Genomic DNA, 21,772 nt, shown 5'->3' on the forward strand with positions numbered 1-21,772 from the left:
ATTATAGACCGGCTTATCTGCTTCGTCAACACCTTTTTTCAAGGCCGTTTCACCGAAGTGAACCGTTGTTGCCGATGCCGCTTCGTCGTTCGCCTTAGAGGCTTTCGTCGTTGCGAGCCGCCTATTATGTCAGGCTTTTCGTTTCCGTCAACACCTTCTTTCGAAGCTTGTTGCCGTCGCTGCGGGTGGGTGTTCACCGGGGTGAAGACCGCGTCGCAGCGAGGGAGCGAATACTAAAGACTTCTGAAAATTCGTCAAGCGTTTTCGTCGATCTTTTTCATCAGCGCGTCATCCATACGTGCTGCTCATCAACAAGCGCGGCAGCACGCGCGTTGCGCGTGCTGCCGCTGGCTTGCTAACAATGCATCTCTTGTCATCAGGAATGCATGCGATGTCCGCGGTAGGCAAACGTTCGTTGTGGCGCGATCTCTCCCTGCCTGCGGTGATGGCGGGCTTCATTACGGTATTGGTGGGCTTCGCCAGTTCGGCGGTGATCGTGTTCCAGGCCGCACGCGCGGTAGGCGCCGACCAGGCGCAGATCGCCTCGTGGATGTGGGCGTTGGGCCTTGGCATGGGCGTGACCTGTATTGGTCTGTCACTGCGCTATCGGATGCCGGTCGTCACTGCATGGTCCACGCCGGGTGCGGCCATGCTCGTGGTGGGTGCGGGCGCGGTCGGCTACAGCGATGCGATCGGTGCGTTCGTCCTTGCCGCGGTGCTGGGCATGCTCGCCGGCTTCTCGGGGATCTTCGCGAAGCTGATGAAGCGTGTGCCGATGGCGCTGGCCGCTGGCATGCTTGCTGGCGTACTGCTGAGCTTCGGTCTGGATGTGTTCGTCTCGATGGGCACCCAGCTGGGCATGGCACTGGCGATGTTCGCCACCTGGCTGATCGGGCGACGGCTGTTCCCGCGCTATGCGGTGATCGCCACGCTGCTTGTCGGTGTCCTGGTCGCCGCAGGTCAGGGTCTGCTTCATATGCAGGACGTGCGGCTGGAACTGGTCACGCCGGTATTCACCTGGCCGACGCTGTCGTGGTCGGCGGTGTTCGGCATCGCCCTGCCCCTGTTCGTGGTCACCATGGCCTCGCAGAACATCCCGGGCGTAGCGGTGATCCGTGCCTCCGGCTACGACACCCCGGTATCGCCGGTGATCGGCTGGATCGGAGTGGTCAACACGCTGCTCGCCCCGTTTGGCGCCTATGGGCTCAATCTGGCCGCGATCACCGCCGCGATCTGCATGGGCCGTGAGGCACACGAGGATCCGGCCCGCCGTTATACCGCCGCGGTGGCCGCGGGCGCCTTCTATATCGTGGTGGGCCTGTTCGGGGCGACGGTGGCGGCCGTGTTCGCCGCCTTCCCCAAGGAACTGGTGGCCTGCGTGGCCGGCATCGCACTGTTCGGCACCATCGCCAACAGCCTGGCGACGGCCCTGCGTGAGGAGGCCGATCGCGAAGCGGCGCTGGTGACCTTCCTGGTCACCGCCTCGGGCCTGTCGCTGGCCGGGATCGGCTCGGCGTTCTGGGGCTTGGTCGCCGGCGGCATCTGCCTGCTGGCGCTGCGACCGCGCCCGGTCGCCCGCTGACGCCTCAGGCGCCTCAGGCGCCTTCGAAGATACGCAGTACGACGAACAGTGCCAGGCCCAGGCCCAGGGCAAGCCGACTGGTACCCCCGCGACGCACCAGCTCCGCGTTGATCCGCTCCGGCTGCCCGGTAAAACGGGCCTGGGCGCGCGCCACCATGCGGCGGCAATGCCAGCGGTACAGCGCATTGCCGAAGATGCCCAGCGAGAGCTGCACACCCAGCGATAACACGACGCCGCCCACCGCCAGGTCCAGCAGGACCATCGCCATGCCAATGGCGAAATCGGCAATCAGCACCGCCAATGCCACCAGGTACATACGCCGGTACATGAGCCAGTGAAAACCAAACAGGACGGCCGGCCAGTGCCACGGGCGCGGCCAGCGGCCACCGGCCTCATCCAGATGCCAGCGACGGGCATACAACGCGAAGTTGTCGCCCACCGCCTTCGCCAGCAGCGGATGGCGGTCATGCACCGCCACCGCCGCATCGATCTGGGCGTCGATCATGGCCTCGTGCATGGCGGTGCTGGGCGCGCGATAAGGATTGTCGGCCGTCTCGTCCGGCCGGGCCGGGGGCGGAACCGTACTCATAGTGGACGAACCGCCAGCGTCTGCTGCAGCACGTGCTTCGCACCCGGTGCCAGGGTCACCACATCCGGACCGGCATTGGCCGCTTCCAGGCACACATAGTTGCGCCAGCCGGCCCCGACATCGGCCATCTTGCTGGCGCCCGCCTCGCCGGGGTTCCACGCGACCAGCGAGCGGCTGCCGGTGGTGGTGATCTCGATGCGGCGCTTCAGGCCCGGGTCCTTGAGCACGTAGCGGCCGCCGGCCTGCGTATAGATGCGGTCGCTGCGGCCGGGATCGCGCGGGTCGCGCAGGTTCCAGTCGCCCTGCTGCTGGCGCGGGATCGCGTAATTCTCGAACTTGTCCAGGTAGGACAGGCCATCCAGCCCCTCCACGCTGACCTGCATCGCATCGCTGACATGGAAGTAGTTGTGCAGGGCCTGGGTGAAGGCGACCGGTTCGCGGCCGGTGTTTTCGGTGATCAGGCGCTGTTCCAGGGTGCGGCCGATCCGCAGTTCCATGCGCAGGCGCAGATCCAGGTTCTCCAGCACCGGCGGGGCCAGGGTCAGCACCATGGTGCCATCGGCCTCGCGACGGGCCTGCTGCAGGGTCCATGGCACGTTGCGGACGAAGCCATGTGAAGGCACGTCATTGCCCTGCCCCTGGCGGCCGAAGTACGGCCAGCACACGGGGCTGCCGCCACGGATCGGGGTCGGCAGCGGCTGGGCGCTCGGCGAGAGCCACATCACGTCCTGCCCGCCCTTGGGCACATAGGACAGCAGCTGGCCACCGAACACGCTGATCGCAGCGGTGGCGAACGGGGTCTCGACCGTCCACGCGGGGAAGCCCTGGATGTCGGCCAGACTGAGCCCGGGTACCTTGGGCAGGGCCGCGCGCGGCGCCGCCGCGGATTGGACGTACTGGGCGTGATTGGGCGGCAGGGTGAACACGGTGGATGCAGGCATGGTCGGCGTTGAAGAAGGAGGAGCACCGCGCAGGGCGGTGAGGATGCGCTGGCCGGCGCGGCCATCGGCGGGGGTCCAGCCCAGCCGCTGCTGCTCGGCCTGGATGGCGCGGCGGGTGGCGGTACCGATCATGCCGTCCGCCGTACCGATATCGTGGCCGCGGGCCAGCAGCAAGGTCTGCAGCTCACGGCGTTCGGTACGGCCGATGCCGGGATCATCGGTTGGCCAGGCGGCGGCGATACCCGGACCACCCCGCAGGCGATCGGCCAGGGTGGCGATCGCCAGGGCGTAGCTCTCGGCGGCGTTGTAGGCGTAGATCGCATCGTAATTGCGGAATACCAGCCAGGCCGGGCCCTTGGCACCGGTCGGGAGCAGCAGTGCCGCATTGCTATCGGCCGGGAGCCCGGCAGGCGCCAGGGCACCGCCGGCGAACGGGACGATGCCCAGCGCGCGCCAGTCGGCCAGTGGCTTGCGCTGGGTGCGGCCGGCTTGGGCGACGTTGAAGCCGGCCGGAATCTTCACCTCGATGCCCCACGGCTGCCCGGTCCGCCAGCCTGCCTTCTTGAGGTAGTTGGCGGTGGAGGCCAGTGCATCGGGAATCGAGGCGACCAGATCGCGGCGACCGTCACCGTCGCCATCCACCGCGATACGCGCATAGGTGGAGGGCATGAACTGGGTGTGGCCGAAGGCGCCGGCCCACGAGCCGGTCAGGCCTTCGGCACGCAGGTCACCGGCATCGATCAGCTTGAGCAGGGCCAGCAGTTCGCCGCGGAAGAACGGCTGTCGGCGGCCCTGGCAGGACAGCGTGGCCAGCGACTGCAGCAGCGGGCGCTTGCCGAACACGCGCCCGTAATCGCTCTCCACGCCCCAGACCGCGACGATCGTGGCCGGATCGACGCCGTACTCGGTCGATACCCGGGCCAACAGATCCCGGTGCTCGGCCAGGCGGGCACGCCCATCCGCCACGCGCTGGGTATCCACCAATGCGGCCAGGTAATCCCACAACGGTGTGGTGAACTCCGGCTGCGCGTCCAGCAGCGGCAAGACGCTGGGATCGGGGGTCAGCCCGGCGGTGAGCACATCGAATCGCTCGGCCGTGATGCCCTGCTTGCCGGCCTGGGCCTTGAGGGTGACCAGGCACGTGGAGAAGGCGTCCGGCGCGGCGACCGTGATCGACGGTACGCCGAGACACAGCCCGGCCAACAACAGGGGCGACCATCGCATTGGCGGGAATCCTTGCAGCCAGTGGACCTGCATCATAGCGGCAATGCCGCGCAGGTCAGACCGGTTGCAGCAGGCGCAGGCCGAAGGCGGGATCCGTCGCGTTCCAATGGGCGGTCACCTGCAGGCCGGCATCGGCGGCCATGCGGGCGAACACCGCATCGGTGTATTTATGGCTGTACTCGACGGTCATCGCTTCGCCTTCGGCGAAATCAAAACTCTGCCCATCCACCTGCACGCGCTGGTCGCGTTGGCTGACCAGCTCGGTTTCGATGCGCAGCCGCGGCACGCTGTAGCGGGCACGATGGCGGAAGCCGTCCAGATCGAAATCGCTGCCGATGTCGCGGTTGAGCCGACGCAGCAGATTGAGGGTGAACTCGGCGGTGACCCCGGCGGCATCGTTGTACGCCGCTTCGATCAACGCCGCGTCCTTGTGCAGGTCGATGCCGATCAGGGCCATGCCATCCGGACCCATGGTCTGGCGCATCGCCTTCAGCAGTGCGATGGCGTCATCATGGGCGAAGTTGCCGAGCGTAGAGCCGGGGAAGAACACCAGGTGGCGCGCGGGTTCGCGCTGCGGGGTCGGCAGCTGCACCGGCTGGGTGAAGTCGGCGCAGACCGGCAGCATTTCGATGTCCGGCAGGGACGCTGCGAGACGGGTGATGCTGTCCAGCAGAGCGGCGCGCGAGATTTCGATCGGGGTGTAGGCGACCGGGTCACGCAGCGCGTGCAGCAGCAACTCGGTCTTGCGGCCGCTGCCGCTGCCCAGTTCCACCACGTGCAGGCGCGGGCCGACCACCTTGGCGATGTCATGCGCGCAGTCCTGCAGCAGCTGCAGTTCGGTGCGGGTCGGGTAGTACTCCGGCTGCCGGGTGATCTGCTCGAACAGGGCCGAGCCGTGGGCATCGTAGAAATACTTGGACGGCAGCTGCCGCGGCGTGGACGAGAGCCCGCGCAGGATGTCGGCGGTGATCCGGTCACGATCGGGCTGCAGATCGGTCAGTGCATCCAGCGCATCACGGACCGAGCTCATGCGACGTCCCGGGCCAGGCGCAGGCCGGCGAACTGCCACCGGGCCGACGGCGCGAAGAAGTTGCGGTAGCTGGCGCGCAGATGATCTGCCGGGGTCGCACAACTTCCGCCGCGCAACACCCACTGCCCACACATGAACTTGCCGTTGTACTCGCCCAGGTTGCCCGGGAAGGTACGGAAGCCGGGATAGGGCCCGTAGGCGCTGCTGGTCCATTCCCAGACATCGCCGAACAACTGGACGATGTCCCCCTCTTCCTCCGCGCCGCCCGGGTGCAACTGATCGGCATCGGCAAAGCGGCCACGCAGGGCGCGGCCCGCCGTCGCCGCTTCCCATTCGAACTCCGTGGGCAGGCGCGCGTCGCACCAACGCGCGTAGGCGTCGGCTTCGAAATAGCTCAGGTGGCAGACCGGTGCATGCGGATCGAGCGCACGCCAGCCGCCCAGAGTGAATTCGCGCTCCAGCGCGTCATCCCAGTACAGCGGGTGCTGCCACTGCTGTTCCTGACACAGCGTCCAGCCTTCGCTCATCCACCAGCGCGGCTCGCGATAGCCGCCGGCCTGCACGAACTGCCGGTACTCCTCGTTGTTGACCGGGCGGTTGGCCAGCGCATGCGCCGGGACCAGCGCGCGGTGCACCGGCGATTCGTTGTCATACGCAAACGTCGACTGGGTCGGCCACACCGGTGCGCCGATCTCCACGATCTGTTCGGGATGGGTGAGCCACTGCAGCGGCAGCGTACGCGCCGGGGGCGCAGCGAGGTCATCGCGGTAGGCCGGCTGCAGCGGGTTGGACCAGAACGCGTGCTTGATGTCGGTCAACAACAGTTCCTGGTGCTGCTGCTCATGATGGAGGCCGAGCAGCAGCTGATGCTGGGCCTGCTCGCTCAGACTGCCGGCGTGCAGCGCGGCGAGCACACGCTGATCGATCTCCGCGCGGAAGTGCAGCACCTCGTCCAGCGTCGGCCGCGAGAGCAGGCCGCGCTGCGGGCGTGCATGGGCCGGACCGATGCTCTGGTAGTAGCTGTTGAACAGGTAATGCCAGTCCGCATCGATCGGGGCATAGCCCGGTCGGGTCGCGAGCACGAAGCGCTCGAAGAACCATGTGGTATGGGCCAGGTGCCATTTCGCCGGGCTGGCGTCGGGCATGCTCTGGACCATGGCGTCTTCCGCGCTGAGCGGCGCGGCCAATGCGAGCGTCCGCGCACGCACGGTGGCGTAGCGGACGGCCAGCGGCGACGGCGGGGCGACAGGGAGCGGTTGTGCGGCAGCAACGGCGGTATTCATCCGGGTCAGGATCGACCAGCCGGGGTGAGCGCGACGTCATGGCAACGCATCGATTCGGTGACATTGCTCAAGTTGAATACGCGCAGGCCGCTACCGGGGAAGACCCATCGCCTGTGTAGTCCGGTTTGCACGCTGCAGCCACGGCGCGCCGGCCACCACGTGGACCCCCTCTTGCGGATGCATCTGCTACGCCAGCCCAGTCACTATCTGTTCGTGCTGCCTGCAGTACTGGTCGCACTGGGATTGTGGGCGGCGACCCCCGCTGCCGAAGCGGGCAGCTCGGTGCATCGCCTGCTGCCGATGGTGCTGGCCTGCCTGGGTGTCGGCCTGGCGCTGATCTACAACCGCGTGCGGGCGCTGTGCCTGATGCTGGCGATCGCGCTGGCCTTCGCGCTGTTGCATGGGGTGGTCGGCACGTTCCTGCGTGAGGGCATGATTTCGGCACAGACCCCGCTGATCTTCCATGCGGTGTCGTGGTGGCTGCCACTGCTGTTCCTGCTGCATGGACTGTGGCCCGAACGCGGACGGCTGCGCCAGGACCTGTTGTTGCGCGGCGTGGTGAGCGGGACGGCCCTCGGCATCTTCCTGCTGTTGGCCACGCAGGTTCCCGACGGCATGCAGGCGCTGCTGTCCGATCGCCACCTGGCCTGGCTGCCCAGCGACTGGAATGCGCTGGCCCAACTCCCGGCGCTGCTGTTTCTCATTACGACGGTGGCCTTGGCTGTCCAGGCCTGGCGACGCCCCCGCCCGCTGCACACCGCCCTGCTGATCGCCCTGCTCTGCCTGTGGTGGCTGCTGCCGCGGGTGTTCGTGTCGCCGGCGCTGCTGCCGGCGGTGAGCTGCATGGCGCTGCTGCTGATCGTCTCGGCGATGCTGCAGGAGGCATTCCACATGGCCTTCCGCGATGAGCTCACCGGCCTGCCCGGGCGTCGCGCGTTCAATGAATATCTGCAGCGCGTGGGCGCCACCTACACCATCGCGATGGTGGACGTGGATCATTTCAAGCGGTTCAACGATACCCACGGCCACGATGCCGGCGATGACGTGCTCAAGCTGGTGGCCGCGCGACTGGCCGAGGTAGGTGGGGGTGGCCGCGCGTTCCGCTATGGCGGTGAGGAATTCGCGCTGGTGTTCCTGGATCGCCCAGCCCCGGCCTGCGTGGCGGCCGTGGAAGAGGTCCGCGCGAGGATCGAGGGGGTGCGTATGCATCTGCGCGACCGCGCCGCACGCAGCCGCGACGATGCGGTGGGGCAGCTGCAACGTGGGCGTGGTGGCAACGGCGCGGTGGTGCAGGTGACGGTGAGCATCGGCGTCGCCGACAGCCGGGTGGCCGACAGCCCGCAGGCGGTGATCAAGGCCGCCGACCAAGCGCTGTATGCAGCCAAGGACGCCGGCCGCAACTGTGTGTGTGCGCTTGGCCAGCAGGGCACCGTGCCGGTGCGCGCGACCGCACTGGCTCAGGGCAACGCGTCGAGATAGAACCAGCGGCCGTCTTCGCGGACGAAGCGGCTGTGCTCCAGCATTTTCACCGCACTGCCGCCGCCGACCTTGTAGCGCGCGGTGAAGCGCACCTGGGCGTGGTCGGGATCTGAGCGGGTGTGGGCGTGGATCGTCAGCCCCAGCCACTGGGTGCGCTGGCCGGGTGCTTCGGCCAGCGAGAGCTCGGCCGGGCGCGTGGACGGGTGCCAGCTGGCCAGCAGGTAGTCGGCCAGGTGCCGCACGTAGGCGCTGTAGCGCGAGCGCATCAGCGCTTCGGCATCCGGCGCGGGGGTGCCGGCATGGTAAAGGCCGCAGCAGGCGGCGTAGGCCAGCGGGCGGCCGCAGGGACAGGGATCGGAAGAGACGGTGGTCATGGGGGTATTGTCGCGCGATGACCGGGCGTATGCTTGCGCGCCCTGCGTTGCGATGCCCCGCCGTGCTTGAGATGGTTCCCCCTGAGCTGTTCTGGTTGGTGGCGATCGCCTTCATCGCCGGCCTGGTCGATGCCGCCGTCGGCGGCGGCGGGCTGGTGCAGCTGCCCGGGTTGTTCACCGTCCTGCCGCAGCACACGCCGGCGATGCTGTTCGGCACCAACAAATTCAGCTCGATGTTCGGCACGGCGGCCGCCGCGTTCCGCTATGCGCGCAATGTGCGCTTTCCGTGGCGGCCGGTATTGTTTGCGGCGGGCACGGCGTTTGTGTTCTCGTTTGCCGGGGCCACGGCGGTCAGCCTGCTGCCCAAGGACGCGGTACGCCCGCTGGTGCTGGTGCTGCTGGTGGCGATGCTCGGCTACACGCTGTGGAAGAAGGACTTCGGTGCCCTGCACCGTCCGCGCGAGATCGGCCGCAAGGAGCTGGTGACCGCATTGGCCATCGGTGCCGTGATCGGGTTCTACGACGGCTTCTTTGGGCCCGGCACCGGCAGCTTCCTGATCTTCCTGTTCGTGCGTTTCTTCGGGCTGGACTTCCTGCGTGCGTCGGCCGCCTCCAAGGTGGTGAACCTGGCGACCAACGTGGCGGCGATCTCGTTCTTCGTGCCGACCGGCAACATCCTGTGGCTGTTCGCGCTGCCGATGGCCGCGGCCAACATCATCGGCTCGGTGGTCGGTACGCGGATGGCGCTGCGCGGCGGCACGCCCTTCATCCGCAAGCTGTTCGTCGGCCTGGTGGTGGTACTGATCGCCCGGATGGGCTGGGATACCTTCGCCGGTTAACAGGACGGGTCAGCCCTGGGGCTGACCCGTTGGTTGCTCAGCGCTTGGGCTTGGCCGGCTTCTTTGCAGTTGCCTTGGCTACGGCCTTGGTGGCCGTCTTCTTTGCCGCTTTCTTTGCCGGTGCCTTAAGCGCGGCCTTCTTCGAGCGGGATGCCGGCACGGCTGCCGGTGCCTCCACGACCTCGGCCTCGACGTGGGCTTCCTCGTCGACCGAGGCCGCCAGCACCTCGTTGGCCATCACCTCGGGGGCATCGACCACGTCAGGCGCGGCGATCACGGCCGGTGCCGGTGCCGCCGTCGTCTCGCCGGCGCGGGCACGCTCGGGCAGCTTCAGGCGCTTGCCTTCGTCGTCGTACTCGATCAGCAGTACGCCGGAGTCGTGGCGACCGCTGATCTCCACGAAGCAGGCACCGCCGATGAACGGCTCCAGCGTCATCACCGACTTCAGCGGGGTGGCCACGACCATCTGGAACCCGAAGTTGTCGAAGATGTTCATCGCCAGCGCGGTGAACTCGTTGTCGGCCTTGTCGAAGGCTTCGTCGAGCACCACCGCCGCGTAGCTGGGCAGCTGGCCGTCGGCGCCACCGAGCTGGTAGCGCAGCGCGGCGGCCAGGCAGGTGGTGGCCAGCTTCTGGCGCTGGCCGCCGGACTTGCCCGCACCGCTGCGGTAGATCTCGACCTGCTGACGGGTGGCGGCGTCGAGTTCGACGCCGACGAATTCCACGTGCAGACGCACGTCCAGCACCAGCTCGCGCCAGCGCTTGTCCTCGCCTTCCTGCGAGCCGAGCTTGGCGACCAGCTCACGCAGCACCGCGAACTGTGCTTCGGCCAGCTCGCGCTGGTCGGTCTGCTGTTGGGACAGCACATCGCGCAGGCGCTGGTGGAAATCCAGCACTTCGGGCAGGCGGCGGTCGGTGAGTTCGATGGTCAGCAGGGTGCCGCGGTTGAACGGCACCTGCTCCAGCGAGGCATTGACCTCGTCCAGGCGCTGGGCGATCGACTTGCGCGCCTCGGCCGTGTGCCGCTGCAGGGCCAGCAGGTTGTTCTTGCTCTGGCTCTGCAGCAGATCGAAGAAGCGTGCCTCGTGCTGCGGCAGGCCATCGTTCTCCAGCCGTTGCAGGCGGGCCAGGAAATCTTCGGCACTGGACAGGCTGACGGTGAAGTCGCCGCTGTCTTCCGGCCAAGCCTGGCAGTAGCGGCGGAAGCAGCCGAGCAGCAGGTTCTCCAGCCGGTTGTGTTCGGCCTGGGAACCGCCGAGCTGTTCGTTGAGGGTGTTGCTGATCTGCCGGAAGTGGGCTTCCAGGTTCTCCAGGCTGAGCACGCCGAGCGCCTTGACGCGTTCGTCCAGGCCCTGCTGCTGGAGGGGGGTAACCACGCGCTTGGCCAGCGGCGCGCACTGCTCGTGCAGACGCTCGAGGCGTTCGTGTTCACGACCGAGCTGGCCGCGCTCCACGCGCACGTCTTCATAGGTGCGCTTGGCCTGGGCCACATCGGCCCGGGTCTTCTCGATCTGTTCGCCCAGCTTGCGCAGGTCGGCATTGCCTTCGCGCAGGTCGTGCAGGGCCTGGGCGATGTCGTCCAGGCGCTGCAGCGGTGCGGCCACATCGATCTCGTCCCAGCCCAGCGTGCACAGTTGATGGCAGGCCAGTCGGGCCTTGCCGTCCTGTTCGCGCTGCGCGCGCAGGCCGGCCACATCGCTGTCGCAGGCGGCGATGCGCTGGGCCAGTTCGATCGCTTCGCGCTCGTACAGGTCCAGTTTGTCGCGGTTGTTGAAGCCGAGCAGCCAGCGGCGGCGGTCGCTGATGTTGTGGCGATCGTCCTTCTCGAAGCGTTCGCCCGGGTGCTTGACCTGGCCTTCCTTGGTGATGCCGCGGTCGGTATCGCGCAGGTGGCGTGCATCCACGCATTCGTAGTCGAAGCGCTTGCCCAGCTCGCGGCGCAGCCAGCCGGCATAGCCGTGCTCGCGCAGCACCAGCTTGTGCAGCAGCGAACGTGCGCCCGGCTCGCGGCCATGCAGTGCATCGTCGTTGCGGCGTACGCGGTAGTAGACCAGGCGGGTACCGAGGTGGGTCTGATTGATCCACTCCGAGACCTGGGCGTGGTGGCGCTCATCGACCAGCAGCGACTGCGCGAAGCCGTGTAGGACGCGCTCGATGGCGCCCTGCCATGCGGCGTCTTCGTCGCGGACCTGCAGCAGTTCGCCCACGAACGGCAGCGCCGCCTCGGGAATGCCGGTATCGCTGCTCAGGCGTGCGCGCAGCTGCTGCATGGGTGCGGGGATGCTGGACGGGGTGCGCTTGAGCGCCTCCAGTTCCGAACGCACCTCGGCGAAGCGGCGTTCGTCGTCGCGTTTGCCGCCCATGCGCTCGGCGATGGCTTCATCCAGCTCGGCTGCGGCGCGCTGGCCGTCGTCCAGGCGGGCCTGGGCGCGGGCGAGCTGCTCGGCAAACCCGTGTGCGGTCTCGGCCAGGGTTTCCCCCAGTTCGCGGCTGGCATGGTTGGCCTGGCTGCGCTTGGCCAGGCGGCGGTCGCGTTCCTGGGCGACACGGCCCTGCTCGCGCTCCAGCTCTTCGATGCGCTCGCCGCCCTGCTGGCGACGCTGCGCCTCCAGTTCGGCGAGGTGGCTTTCATGGTTGTCCAGCGCGCTGCGGCGCTGGCCTTCTTCCCCGGACAGACCGCGGTCGCGGGTATCCAGTTCCAGCAGGCGTGCCTCAAGCAGGGCCAGGCGACGCTGCTCGCGCACGCCGTCGATGCCCAGCTTCATCTCGTCCAGGTCTTCGCGCTGGCGGCGCAGTGCCTGCAGATCGGCGTAGTGGCCGCGTGCGGGCAGCAGGGTTTCGACCTGGCGGCGCGCGGTGACCACGGCCTGGTGGGCGCCATCGAGTTCGGCGAAATCATCGACCAGCCGCTCGGCGGCGTCGAAGGTGCGCGGCGCATCGAGCATGAAGTCGCGCAGGAACACGTTCAGATCGCCGAGGTTCTTCGCCGACTGCGTCTTGTGCAGCAGGCGCAGCGCCATCTCGTTCTCGATCCCGAGCACGTGGCGGAACCGTTCGGCGTAGCTGGCGAAGCTGTCGAAGTGATGCACATCGCCCAGGCGCTGCTTGAGCTTGCGCAGGTCCAGGTCGAAACCACCGAGGTCACGCGCGATGTCGAAGCTGCGTTCGGCCACCATGTAGTGCTTGCGCACATCGGCCGCCGCCGCGCCGTTGCCGGCGATCCAGAACAGGCGCACCAGGCTGACGATGCGGCCGTCATTGCTGCGGTATTCCAGCACCAGCGCGGTCCAGGTGGCGCCCTTGCGCAGGTACTGGGTGGCGATCTCGCCAGTGCCGCTGTCCTGCTGGTCGGCCCAGGCGCCACGCACGTAGGACACCAGGTTGCGGTCGCGGCCACTGCGTTCGGCTTCGCGCGCGGCGGCATTGAAGTCGACCAGAGCCGGCGGTACCAGCAGCGCGGACATCGCATCGAGCAGGGTCGACTTGCCCGAGCCGGAGCGGCCGACGAACAGGAAGCCGCGTTCGGCGATCGGCACTTCGGTCAGGCCGGAGAAGGTGCCCCAGTTGTGGACCTGCAGGCGGCGCATGCGGAACTGCTGCGCCCGCGGGTCGGGCTGGTCGCCGGGGAACAGGGCGGGTGCGGGAATGTGGACGGTCATGGCAGGGCTAGCAATCCAGGCAGGGCAGCGGCGCGCGGGCGCGCGCTCAGGCGTCGAGGTCGGCCGGCGCTTCGCGCAGGCGGCGGTACACCTGGGCCAGGGCGGCGACATCTTCGGCGGAGAACATCAGTTTCAGTGCCGGCGAGACTTCATGACGCGCATCGTCACCGCCGAGGCGGGTGAGGATGTGGTTGTCCTTCATCTTCTGCACGGCACTGGCGACGCGGCGGTTGAAGCCGGCGCGGTCGGTGGACAGGTGGCGCTCGTACACGGCCAGTGCTTCGGCCAGTTCGGCATCCTCGACCACTGCGCGCACGCCGCGCGCATCGGCTTCGGCCAACTGCTGGCGCAGGTGCAGCAGCAGCACCGAGTCGATGAAGGTCAGCGGCGAGGTACGCAGCAGCACCGGTGCATCGATATCTTCGGTATCGGCCTGGCGGGTGAAGGCCACGCCACTCTCGCGGTCCAGCACCAGTTCCAGGAACAGGTCCGAGAGCGCCGAGCGGATCGCCGCTTCGCTGCGGATCAGCGCCGGCCACAGCTTGGCGTGGCGCAGCTGGTCGATGCTCGGGCCGATCAGCAGCTGGCACAGCGCGCGGCGGCCATCGAGCGGCAGCCGGCCGGTGTCGCCCATGTAGAAGACGTCATTGTTACGCCGCAGGACGGGCGTCACCACGACCGGTTCGTCGTCGTGCTCGTCTGCGCCGCCGTCGATCGGGGTGTCGGTGGATTGTTCATGCCAGCTCATGGCGTTTCTCCTGGGTGAACCAGATCAGCGGAATGCGGGCGCGACGCCATTGGCCATCGCCGCCGCGCCATTGCGCGATCTCCTGTTGATCGGTGGCGACCTCGCCGTGGCGGGTGCCGAGAGAGAGGTAACCGATGATGCTGCCCAGCCCCTGTGGGGCCTCGCGGTGTTCAAGCACCTGCGCGATCGACAGCCGCGGCTGCTCGCCGAGCAGGTCGTGCAGATCGCGGCGCAGGTTGCGGAAGTCGATTTCAGAGGCGGCCACCAGGTCGCCGACACTTTCCAGCGAGATCGCGGCGGTGTCGTTGCGCTGCACGCTGCCATCCACCTGCGCCTGGCGCGGATCGTGCAGCTTCCATTGCGAGAGCGAGCGCAGCCGGCTGGTGGTGAGCTGCAGGTCGCGGCCGATGCCGCGCTGCGCCGGGATGTGGTCGCGCAGGCCCAGCGCCTCGCCCTGGGCCTGCTTGAGCAGCTGGTTGAGGCGGCGCTGTTCCAGGTAGCCACGGCTCTGCACGAAGCCGCGCAGGCTGCGGGCAAAGTGCTGCAGCACGTCGTGGACCTGGCCACCGCGCTCAAGCATGGTGGTGGTGAAGCCACGCAGGAAGGTGCGCTCGTTGCGATCCAGCTTGCGGGCGAAACCACGCGCGAGCACGGTTTCCAGCGCGGCATCGAGCTGGGCGCTCTGTTCGGCATCATTGAGCAGGCGCCAGAACGCCTCGAAGCTGCGACCGGCGTCGCTGTCGCCGATCACGTCCACGCCCTCGAACAGCTTGGACAGCACGTCACCGCGCTCGCCTTCGTCATCGATGATGCGTTCGCGGAACTCACGGTTGAGGCGTTCGAAGTCATCGCGCACGCGGCGGAAATCTTCGGTCAGCTCGTCGGCCAGGCCGATGATCTGGCGGGTCCGTTCCAGCGCGCGCTTGCCGTCCAGTGAGGACACCTTGCCGCCGCTGACGCGGGCGATCTCGGCATCGATGCGGTCGCGCTCGTCGCGCAGCGCGGACAGGCGCGCATCCGGATTGGATTCGGTCAGCGCGGCCAGCTGCGAGAGCTGCTCGATCACCAGCGCCAGGCGGCTCTCGGTGGCGGCAGCGCGCGCCTGCTCCAGGCTGTCGGCGAAGCGGATCGCCTGCGCGGCCTGGGTGGACAGTTCGTACTGTTCCTGGTCGGCGCCTTCGGGCAAGCGACGTTCCAGCCAGCCCTGGGCCAGCCAATGCGCAATGTAGGCCTGTGCGGTGCGCGGCAGATCGCGCGACAGCTCATCGGCCTTGAGATCATCCAGCGCGCGCTGCAGGCGTTCGTGCAGCACCGCGGTGGACAGGGTGCGCTCGTCCTGCATCAGCAGGCTCTGCAGCAGGCCGATGATCTCCGGCGCGTGATCGGCCGCCAGCAGCTTCCACTGCGATTGTTCGCGCAGGTGGCGGTAACGGGTAATGCGCTCGCGATGTTTCATTCGAGACCGGGGACAGGAAGACGGGCCGCGCGGGTCGCGGCGGCCGGGAGGGAAACGGGACGCGCACGCACCCGCAGGGCCGGGCCGAAGCCCAGCGCCTGCCGGCCGCGCGCGACAGCGCGGGGAATCAGCGCTTGCCGCCCACTTCGATGAAACGCAGGAACTCGGCGCGGGTGCGCGCGTCCTCGCGGAAGCTGCCCAGCATCTTGGAGGTGACCATGCTGACGCCCCGCTTGTGGATGCCGCGGGTGGTCATGCACTCATGCGCACCTTCCACCACCACGCCCACGCCGACCGGCTGCAGCACGTCCTGGATGCACTGGGCGATCTGCGCGGTCATCTTTTCCTGGACCTGGAAGCGGCGTGCGTACGCCTCGACCACGCGGGCCAGCTTGCTGATGCCCACCACCTTGCCGGCCGGCAGATAGCCGACGTGCACGCGGCCGATGATCGGCGCCATGTGGTGTTCGCAGTGGCTTTCGTACTCGATGTCGCGCAGCACGATCAGTTCGTCGTAGCCGGCCACTTCCTCGAAGGTCCGCTCCATGTAGGCGCGCGGGTCGTCGCGGTAGCCGCTGAACCAGTCGCCATAGGCTTCGGCAACGCGGCGCGGGGTATCCAGCAGGCCTTCACGGGTCGGATCTTCACCGGCCCAGCGCAGCAGGGTGCGCACCGCCGATTCGGCCTCGGCCTGGGTGACGGGGTTGGCGTCGTTGTCTTGCTTGCTCATTACATACAGCACCCGAAGGGGGGCGAGCATCGTACCCGACAGACCCCTCGGGCGTCCTGCGCTGGGGCGCCCGGCCGAGCCCGCGAAGGCATTCATTGGGCCGCGGTTGTGCCACGGGTATTGATAGGAGGCGAATTAGTAGTATCCTATCTATTCTGATGAACCGATCCCTCGACGAACGTACCCAGCTGCAGATGCAGCTCAGTTCCGGCCTGCTCTACGCAGGGCGGCAGTGGCAGCGCCTGGCCGACCAGGCCCTGGGCAGCTACGGCATCTCCGCCGCCTGCACCATGCCGTTGCTGATGATCGGGCGCGCCGGCGGCGGGATCCGCCAGGTGGCGCTGGCCCACCAGCTGGGCATGGAAGGCCCTTCGCTGGTACGCCTGCTGGACAAGCTGGCCGCCAGCGACCTGGTCCGCCGCGAATGCGATGCCAGCGACCGCCGCGCCAACCTGCTGTGGCTGACCGACAAGGGCGAGGCCCTGGTCAGCCAGCTGGAAACCCAGTTGATCGGGCTGCGCCAGGACGTGTTCGGCGAACTCAGCACTGACGAACTGCGCACCGTGCTGAAGCTGTGGCAGCTGCTGGCCGATGCGGCCGACCGCGTGACGTAAGCCGTTCCCCCGTTGTACCGCCCGGTGTCGTGCTGCGACGGCATGACGTACGACGACCAACGGTCGTCGCCTACCTACCTTTCTCCAGTGAATCCTTTGCCTCGATGTACGGTGAATTCAGTCTCTATGGTGTGTTCGTCCCGACCCTGCTCGGGCTGATGCTGCTTGCCTACCTGCTCAAGAGCGGGTTGCGCGTGGCCCTGCAGCGCACCGGCGCCTATCGCCACATCTGGCACCCCGCCCTGTTCAACCTGGCCGTGTACGTGATCGTGCTCGGCGGGTTGTTTTCCCTGATGCGTTGGATGCAATCGTGAACAAGATCCTCAAGCAGACATTCCCGGTGGTGTTGACCGCCGTGGCCGTAGTGGTCGCTGTGCTGGTGCTGCGCCACCTGTGGGCCTATTACATGGATGAGCCATGGACGCGCGATGCGCACGTCAGCGCCGACGTGGTCCAGGTCGCGCCGGACGTGTCCGGGCTGGTGGAGGCAGTAAAGGTGGCCGACAACCAGCCGGTCAAGCGCGGTGAGGTGCTGTTCGTGGTCGACCGCGCGCGCTATGAGATCGCGCTGGAACAGGCCCAGGCCGCCTTGGGCGAGCGCCGCGCCACGCTGGACCAGCTGCGCCGCGAGATCGCGCGCGACCGCAGCCTGCAGGATCTGGTCGCCGCCGAGGACGCCGAAGTGCGCCGGGCCAAGCTGCTCGCCGCGCAGGCCTCGATGGCCACCGCGCAGGCGGCCGTGGATCTGGCCAGGCTCAATCTGGCCCGCACTGAAGTGCGCAGCCCCAGCGATGGCCACGTCAACGACCGCACCGTACGCGCCGGCGACTACGTGACCGCCGGGCGGCCGGTGATGGCGGTGCTCGATACCGGCTCGTTCCGCGTGGACGGCTACTTCGAAGAGACCCGCCTGCAGGGCGTGCATGCCGGCCAGAAGGTCGACATCCGTCTGATGGGTGAAGCGCAGCCGCTGCAGGGCCACGTGCAGAGCATTGCCGCCGGCATCGAAGACCGGTATCGCAGTGAGGGCAGCAGCCTGCTGCCGAACGTGACCCCGGCCTTCGACTGGGTGCGGCTGGCGCAGCGCATTCCGGTGCGCATCCATATCGACCGCGTGCCGGCCGGCGTCAACCTGATCGCTGGGCGTACCGCCACGGTCACCATCCAGCCGGACACCGCCCCGGCCACGCCGGCGCAACCGGCACGGACGGCGCTGTGAACCGCCCGGCGCTGCACCGCATCGCCCTGGGGTTGGCCCTGACCACGCTGGCCGCATGCCGCACGGTCGGCCCGGACTACGCGGTGCCGGCCGGGTCCGCCTTCCAGCGGCCGGAGGCGAACGCCGCCTTCCTCGACACCGGCAACGCGCAGGTCGCCGCGGGCGCCGCGCTGCCTGCACGCTGGTGGGAGCTGTACCAGGACGACACCCTCAACGCGCTGGTGCAGCAGGCGCTGCGCGACAACGTAGAGCTGAAGGTGGCCGATGCCAACCTGCGCCGCGCCGCCGCCGTGTACGAGCAGGCGCTGGATGCCGGTGGCTTCGAATACGAGGCCGAGGCCGGCGTGAGCCGCGCGCAGCTGTCCGCCGAATCGTTCCTGCTGGAGCACGAACTGCCGCCGATCAACCTGGCCGACGGCAAATTCGCGGTGTCCTACCAGTTCGATCTGTTCGGCAAGCTCAAGCGCGCCTCCGAGGCCGCGCATGCCGACGAGCAGAGCGTGGCCGCAGCACTCGATCTGGCGCGCGTGTCGCTGGTGGCGCAGGTGGCCGGCAGCTACGTCGACATCTGCCACGCCAACCACGAACTGCATGTGGCCGAGCACTCGCTGCAGCTGCAGCAGCGCAGCCGCGAGGTCACCCAGCGCTTGATCACGGCCGGCCGCGGCACCCCGCCGGAGCTGGCCCGCGCCAATGCCCAGGTGGCGATGCTGCAGGCCGCGCTGCCGCCGCTGCGCGCGCACCGCCAGGCCTCCGAATACCAGCTGGCCGCTCTGCTCGGCCGCACCCCGGGCCAGCTGCCCGAGGGCGTGAGCGACTGCAGCCAGGCCCCGACCCTGGCCCAGGCGCTGCCGATCGGTGATGGCCGCGTACTGCTGCAGCGCCGACCGGACATCCGCCAAGCCGAGCGCAAGCTGGCTGCCGCCACCGCGCGGATCGGCGTCGCCACCGCCGAGCTCTACCCGGACATCCGCCTCGGCGCTTCGGTCGGTGCGGCCGGCCTGCTGGAAGACTTCGGCACGCCGTTGACCCAGCAGTGGTCGATCGGCCCGTTGATTTCCTGGACGCTGCCCTCTTCCGGCACGCATGCGCGCATCCACGCCACCGAAGCCGGCGCCGATGCCGCGCTGGCCGAGTTTGATCACAGCGTGTTGCAGGCCCTGCGCGAAACCCAGACCGCGCTGAGCCGCTATGCCCAGGATCTGCAGCGCCTGCAGTTCCTGCAGCAGGCCCAGCAGCAGGCCGATCTGGCCGCCAGCCAGAACCGCCGCCTCTATCAGGGCGGGCGCACGCCCTACCTGACCAGCCTGGATGCCGACCGCAGCCTGGCCAGCGCCGAGTCGACCCTGGCCGACGCGCAGGCGCAGGTCTCGCGCGACCAGATCCAGCTGTTCCTGGTGCTTGGCGGTGGCTGGCAGGACAGCGCCGCGCAGGCCGCAGCGACTGCGGCAGCCCCGAGGTAAGCCATGCTGCTGCTCGACAGACAGGCCTGGTTGTTCTCGGTCAAGACCTTCCTGGCGGCGATCGCGGCGCTGTACATCGGCTTGGCCGGCAATCTCTCGCGGCCGTACTGGGCGATGGCCACGGTCTACATCGTGACCCAGCCGATGCTGGGCCCGACCCGCGCCAAAGGGGCCTATCGCATCCTCGGCACGTTGCTCGCCGGCGCGGCCACGCTGTGGATGGTGCCGCACCTGGTGGAGACCCCCTTGCTGCTCAGTGCGGCGATGGCGCTGTGGCTGTCCGGGTGTCTGTTCATCGCCCTGCTCAACCGTGGCCCGCGCGGCTACGCGTTCCTGCTGGCCGGGTACACCACCGCCTTCATCGGCTTCCCGGCGGTGACCTCGCCGGACACCATCTTCGACACCGTCGTGGCGCGCAGCGAGGAGATCATCCTTGGCACGGTGGTGGCGGTGCTGTTCGCCTCGCTGTTCTTCCCGGCCTCGGTGCGGCCGATGCTGCGCTCGCGGATCGGCAGCTGGATGGGCGATGCGGCCGACTGGTGCCGGCAGATCCTGACGCGCGGCCACGCGCATGGCCCGCGCAACCGGCTGGCTGCCGATCTGGTCCAGTTCGACGCGCTGATCGAATTCATGCGTCGCGATGATCCGCGCCATGCCGGCGCGGCGGTCTCGATGGAGCGACTGCGCGAGCGCATGCTGCTGATGCTGCCGGTGCTCTCCTCCATCGCCGACCGGCTGGGGGCGCTGCGCGCGGGGGGCCGTGCGCTGCCGCCCGGGCTGGAGACGCTGATCGCCGATCTGGCGCAGTGGCTGGAACAGCCCGGCCGCTCCAGCGCCAGCGCGTACGCCACGCTGCGCGCACGCATCGTCGCGCTCAAGCCGGCGGTGGATGGCGAGCTGGATCACCTGCTGCTGGTCACCCTGCTGCTGCGCCTGGAAGAACTGGTCGACCTCTGGCAGGACTGCACCACCCTGCACGCCGCCATCGATGCCGGCACCGCGCCCAGCGATGCCGCGCACTACCGCGTGCGCACCCAGCGCGTGGATCACGTGCGCCACGTGGACTACGGCATGGCGCTGTTCTCCGCCGCCAGTGCCGGCGTCGCCCTGATGACGTACTGCGTGCTGTGGATCGGGCTCGGCTGGGAGGGCGGCGGCAATGGCGCGATGATGGCCGCGGTGGCTGCCGCGTTCTTCGCCGCGCAGGATGATCCGGCGCCAAGCATGCTGTCCTTCCTGCTCTGGGCGATCGTGGCCAGCCTGGTGGCCGGGGTGTACCTGTTCGGGATCTTCCCCGCCGTGCACGACTTCGGCAGCCTGGTGCTGGTGCTGGCGGTGATCTTCCTGCCGCTGGGCCTGCTGCTGCATCGGCCCAAGACCGCATTGATCGGCCTGCCGCTCACGGTGAATCTGGTCGCGCTGTTGAACGTGCAGAACACCTACAGCGCCAACATCCAGAGCTTCATCAACTCTGCCGTCGCGATGTTCATCGGGATCGGCTTTGCGGTGGTGATGACGCGGCTGTTCCGCTCGGTGGGTGCCGAGTGGACCGCACGCCGGCTGGTGCGCCAGGGCTGGAACACGCTGGCCGATGCGGCCGAGGGCCGTGGCCAGCAGGACCGCCAGCAGTTCGCCGCGCGCATGCTGGATCTGCTCGGCCTGCTCGCACCGCGCCTGGCGGCCACCCCGGAAGGCAGCGATATCGCCTCGGTGGACATGCTCACCGAAGCGCGGATCGGCCTGAACATTCTGCAGCTGCGTCGCTCACGGCATGGCTTGCCGCCGGCCAGCGTGGCCGCGATCGACGCGATCCTGGACGACATCGCCCACCATTACCGCGCCCAGGCGGCGCGTCGGCGTCCCCTGCCCGCCCCCACCGGGCTGCAGGCCCGGCTGGAGGCCTCGCTCAAGCGCGTGCAGACCGTGGAGGCCGGCAAGGCCCGCGATGAGGCGCTGATGGGTCTGATCGGGCTGCGCTATGCCCTGTTCCCCGAGGCGCCGGTGGTCGATACCCCTGCCGAGACCCCCGCAGTGGCACCCGGCCTGCCCGCGCCGCGCTGAACCGGCCTGGCCGCAGACCGGCCGGCCCACACCGATCAGGGCTATCCTGACGCATGCATTTGCGCATGGATCAAGGTGATTTCCGATGAGTTACGACCTGATGGTGTTCGACCCCGCCGTCGCCCCGCGCGAGGCCGAGGCCTTCCTGCAGTGGTATGACGCGCAGACCGAATGGAACGAGACGCACGACTACGACGACCCGAAGGTGTCGGTGCCGGCGCTGCAGGCGTTCTTCGCCGCGCTCGCCGAACACTACCCGCCGATGGACGGCCCGCTGTCCGATGAGGAAGACGACCGCCCGGAAGTGACCGACTACAGCATCGGCCAGCACGTGGTCTATGCCTCGTTCGATGACGAGGTGGCCGAGAACGCGCACGGCCTGGTGCAGGTGCTGGCCAACACCCACCAGCTGGGCTTCTTCGATGTCAGCGGTGACGGCGCCATCGTGTTCCCCGATGGCACCGTGGTGATCCCGGAGTAAA

General features: G+C 68.3%; 18 protein-coding genes. 9 read left to right on the forward strand and 9 right to left on the reverse strand.

The annotated features are described in order from the left end of the window. The first annotated feature begins 391 nt into the window (after positions 1 to 391). Positions 392 to 1,582: a benzoate/H(+) symporter BenE family transporter gene (locus EDF74_RS15155; protein WP_123730907.1), complete on the forward strand. Its 1,191-nt coding sequence runs from the start codon at positions 392 to 394 to the stop codon at positions 1,580 to 1,582. Positions 1,583 to 1,595: 13 nt separating this feature from the next. Here EDF74_RS15155 and EDF74_RS15160 read toward each other — a convergent pair whose 3' ends face one another. From EDF74_RS15160 to egtB, 4 genes are read right to left on the reverse strand one after another with little or no spacing between them, the layout of a single operon-like run. Further along, positions 1,596 to 2,171 (reverse strand): DUF2628 domain-containing protein, encoded by a 576-nt coding sequence (locus tag EDF74_RS15160; protein ID WP_123730908.1) that lies wholly within the window; start codon positions 2,169 to 2,171, stop codon positions 1,596 to 1,598. Further along, a complete protein-coding gene (locus tag EDF74_RS15165; protein ID WP_123730909.1) occupies positions 2,168 to 4,336 on the reverse strand; it encodes a lytic murein transglycosylase in 2,169 nt (722 codons plus the stop codon). Before EDF74_RS15165 ends, EDF74_RS15160 begins: the two co-directional genes overlap by 4 nt. A 55-nt stretch (positions 4,337 to 4,391) precedes the next feature. Next, on the reverse strand, positions 4,392 to 5,366 hold the full coding sequence (egtD, locus tag EDF74_RS15170; RefSeq protein ID WP_123730910.1) for an L-histidine N(alpha)-methyltransferase: 975 nt from the start codon (positions 5,364 to 5,366) through the stop codon (positions 4,392 to 4,394). After that, positions 5,363 to 6,649, reverse strand: a complete 1,287-nt coding sequence (egtB, locus tag EDF74_RS15175; RefSeq protein WP_123730911.1) for an ergothioneine biosynthesis protein EgtB — start codon at positions 6,647 to 6,649, stop codon at positions 5,363 to 5,365. The genes egtD and egtB overlap by 4 nt, the downstream gene beginning before the upstream one ends. Positions 6,650 to 6,820: 171 nt before the next feature. On the opposite strand from egtB, the gene EDF74_RS15180 reads away from it, so the two are divergent. Then, complete coding sequence (locus EDF74_RS15180) at positions 6,821 to 8,128, forward strand: GGDEF domain-containing protein (protein ID WP_123730912.1); 1,308 nt, start codon at positions 6,821 to 6,823, stop codon at positions 8,126 to 8,128. Here the strand turns inward: EDF74_RS15180 and EDF74_RS15185 are convergent. Beyond that, positions 8,107 to 8,502, reverse strand: a complete 396-nt coding sequence (locus EDF74_RS15185; RefSeq protein WP_123730913.1) for a YchJ family metal-binding protein — start codon at positions 8,500 to 8,502, stop codon at positions 8,107 to 8,109. The two genes, EDF74_RS15180 and EDF74_RS15185, sit on opposite strands and share 22 nt — an antisense overlap. A 62-nt stretch (positions 8,503 to 8,564) precedes the next feature. Here EDF74_RS15185 and EDF74_RS15190 point away from each other — a divergent pair, with 62 nt between their 5' ends. Continuing rightward, a complete protein-coding gene (locus tag EDF74_RS15190; RefSeq protein ID WP_123730914.1) occupies positions 8,565 to 9,341 on the forward strand; it encodes a sulfite exporter TauE/SafE family protein in 777 nt (258 codons plus the stop codon). A 37-nt stretch (positions 9,342 to 9,378) separates the two neighbouring features. Here the strand turns inward: EDF74_RS15190 and EDF74_RS15195 are convergent, their stop codons facing one another. The 4 genes from EDF74_RS15195 to folE form a co-directional block, all read right to left on the reverse strand. Continuing rightward, positions 9,379 to 12,999: an ATP-binding protein gene (locus EDF74_RS15195; RefSeq protein WP_123730915.1), complete on the reverse strand. Its 3,621-nt coding sequence runs from the start codon at positions 12,997 to 12,999 to the stop codon at positions 9,379 to 9,381. 46 nt (positions 13,000 to 13,045) lie between these two features. Further along, entirely contained in the window at positions 13,046 to 13,747 is a 702-nt protein-coding gene (locus EDF74_RS15200) for a DUF4194 domain-containing protein (RefSeq protein WP_123730916.1), read from the reverse strand. After that, entirely contained in the window at positions 13,734 to 15,203 is a 1,470-nt protein-coding gene (locus EDF74_RS15205) for a DUF3375 domain-containing protein (RefSeq protein ID WP_123730917.1), read from the reverse strand. Before EDF74_RS15205 ends, EDF74_RS15200 begins: the two co-directional genes overlap by 14 nt. A 127-nt stretch (positions 15,204 to 15,330) precedes the next feature. Next, positions 15,331 to 15,933, reverse strand: a complete 603-nt coding sequence (folE, locus tag EDF74_RS15210; RefSeq protein WP_019183982.1) for a GTP cyclohydrolase I FolE — start codon at positions 15,931 to 15,933, stop codon at positions 15,331 to 15,333. 158 nt (positions 15,934 to 16,091) lie between these two features. On the opposite strand from folE, the gene EDF74_RS15215 reads away from it, so the two are divergent. The 6 genes from EDF74_RS15215 (at position 16,092) to EDF74_RS15240 (ending at position 21,771) form a co-directional block, all read left to right on the forward strand. Continuing rightward, positions 16,092 to 16,547 carry a MarR family winged helix-turn-helix transcriptional regulator gene (locus EDF74_RS15215; protein WP_123730918.1) on the forward strand — a complete coding sequence of 152 codons (456 nt, stop codon included), beginning with the start codon at positions 16,092 to 16,094 and terminating at the stop codon, positions 16,545 to 16,547. Between the two features lie 104 nt (positions 16,548 to 16,651). Next, positions 16,652 to 16,861 carry a DUF1656 domain-containing protein gene (locus tag EDF74_RS15220; protein WP_123730919.1) on the forward strand — a complete coding sequence of 70 codons (210 nt, stop codon included), beginning with the start codon at positions 16,652 to 16,654 and terminating at the stop codon, positions 16,859 to 16,861. Further along, positions 16,858 to 17,766, forward strand: coding sequence for an efflux RND transporter periplasmic adaptor subunit (locus EDF74_RS15225; protein WP_184997316.1), 909 nt, complete (start codon positions 16,858 to 16,860; stop codon positions 17,764 to 17,766). Before EDF74_RS15220 ends, EDF74_RS15225 begins: the two co-directional genes overlap by 4 nt. Beyond that, a complete protein-coding gene (locus EDF74_RS15230; RefSeq protein WP_123730921.1) occupies positions 17,763 to 19,229 on the forward strand; it encodes an efflux transporter outer membrane subunit in 1,467 nt (488 codons plus the stop codon). Before EDF74_RS15225 ends, EDF74_RS15230 begins: the two co-directional genes overlap by 4 nt. Positions 19,230 to 19,232: 3 nt before the next feature. After that, a complete protein-coding gene (locus EDF74_RS15235) occupies positions 19,233 to 21,290 on the forward strand; it encodes an FUSC family protein (RefSeq protein ID WP_123730922.1) in 2,058 nt (685 codons plus the stop codon). Between the two features lie 85 nt (positions 21,291 to 21,375). Then, a complete protein-coding gene (locus EDF74_RS15240) occupies positions 21,376 to 21,771 on the forward strand; it encodes a hypothetical protein (protein ID WP_088435243.1) in 396 nt (131 codons plus the stop codon). Position 21,772 lies beyond the last annotated feature (1 nt).

It is taken from the genome of Stenotrophomonas rhizophila, from assembly GCF_003751305.1.
GTDB classification, from domain to species: domain Bacteria; phylum Pseudomonadota; class Gammaproteobacteria; order Xanthomonadales; family Xanthomonadaceae; genus Stenotrophomonas; species Stenotrophomonas rhizophila_B.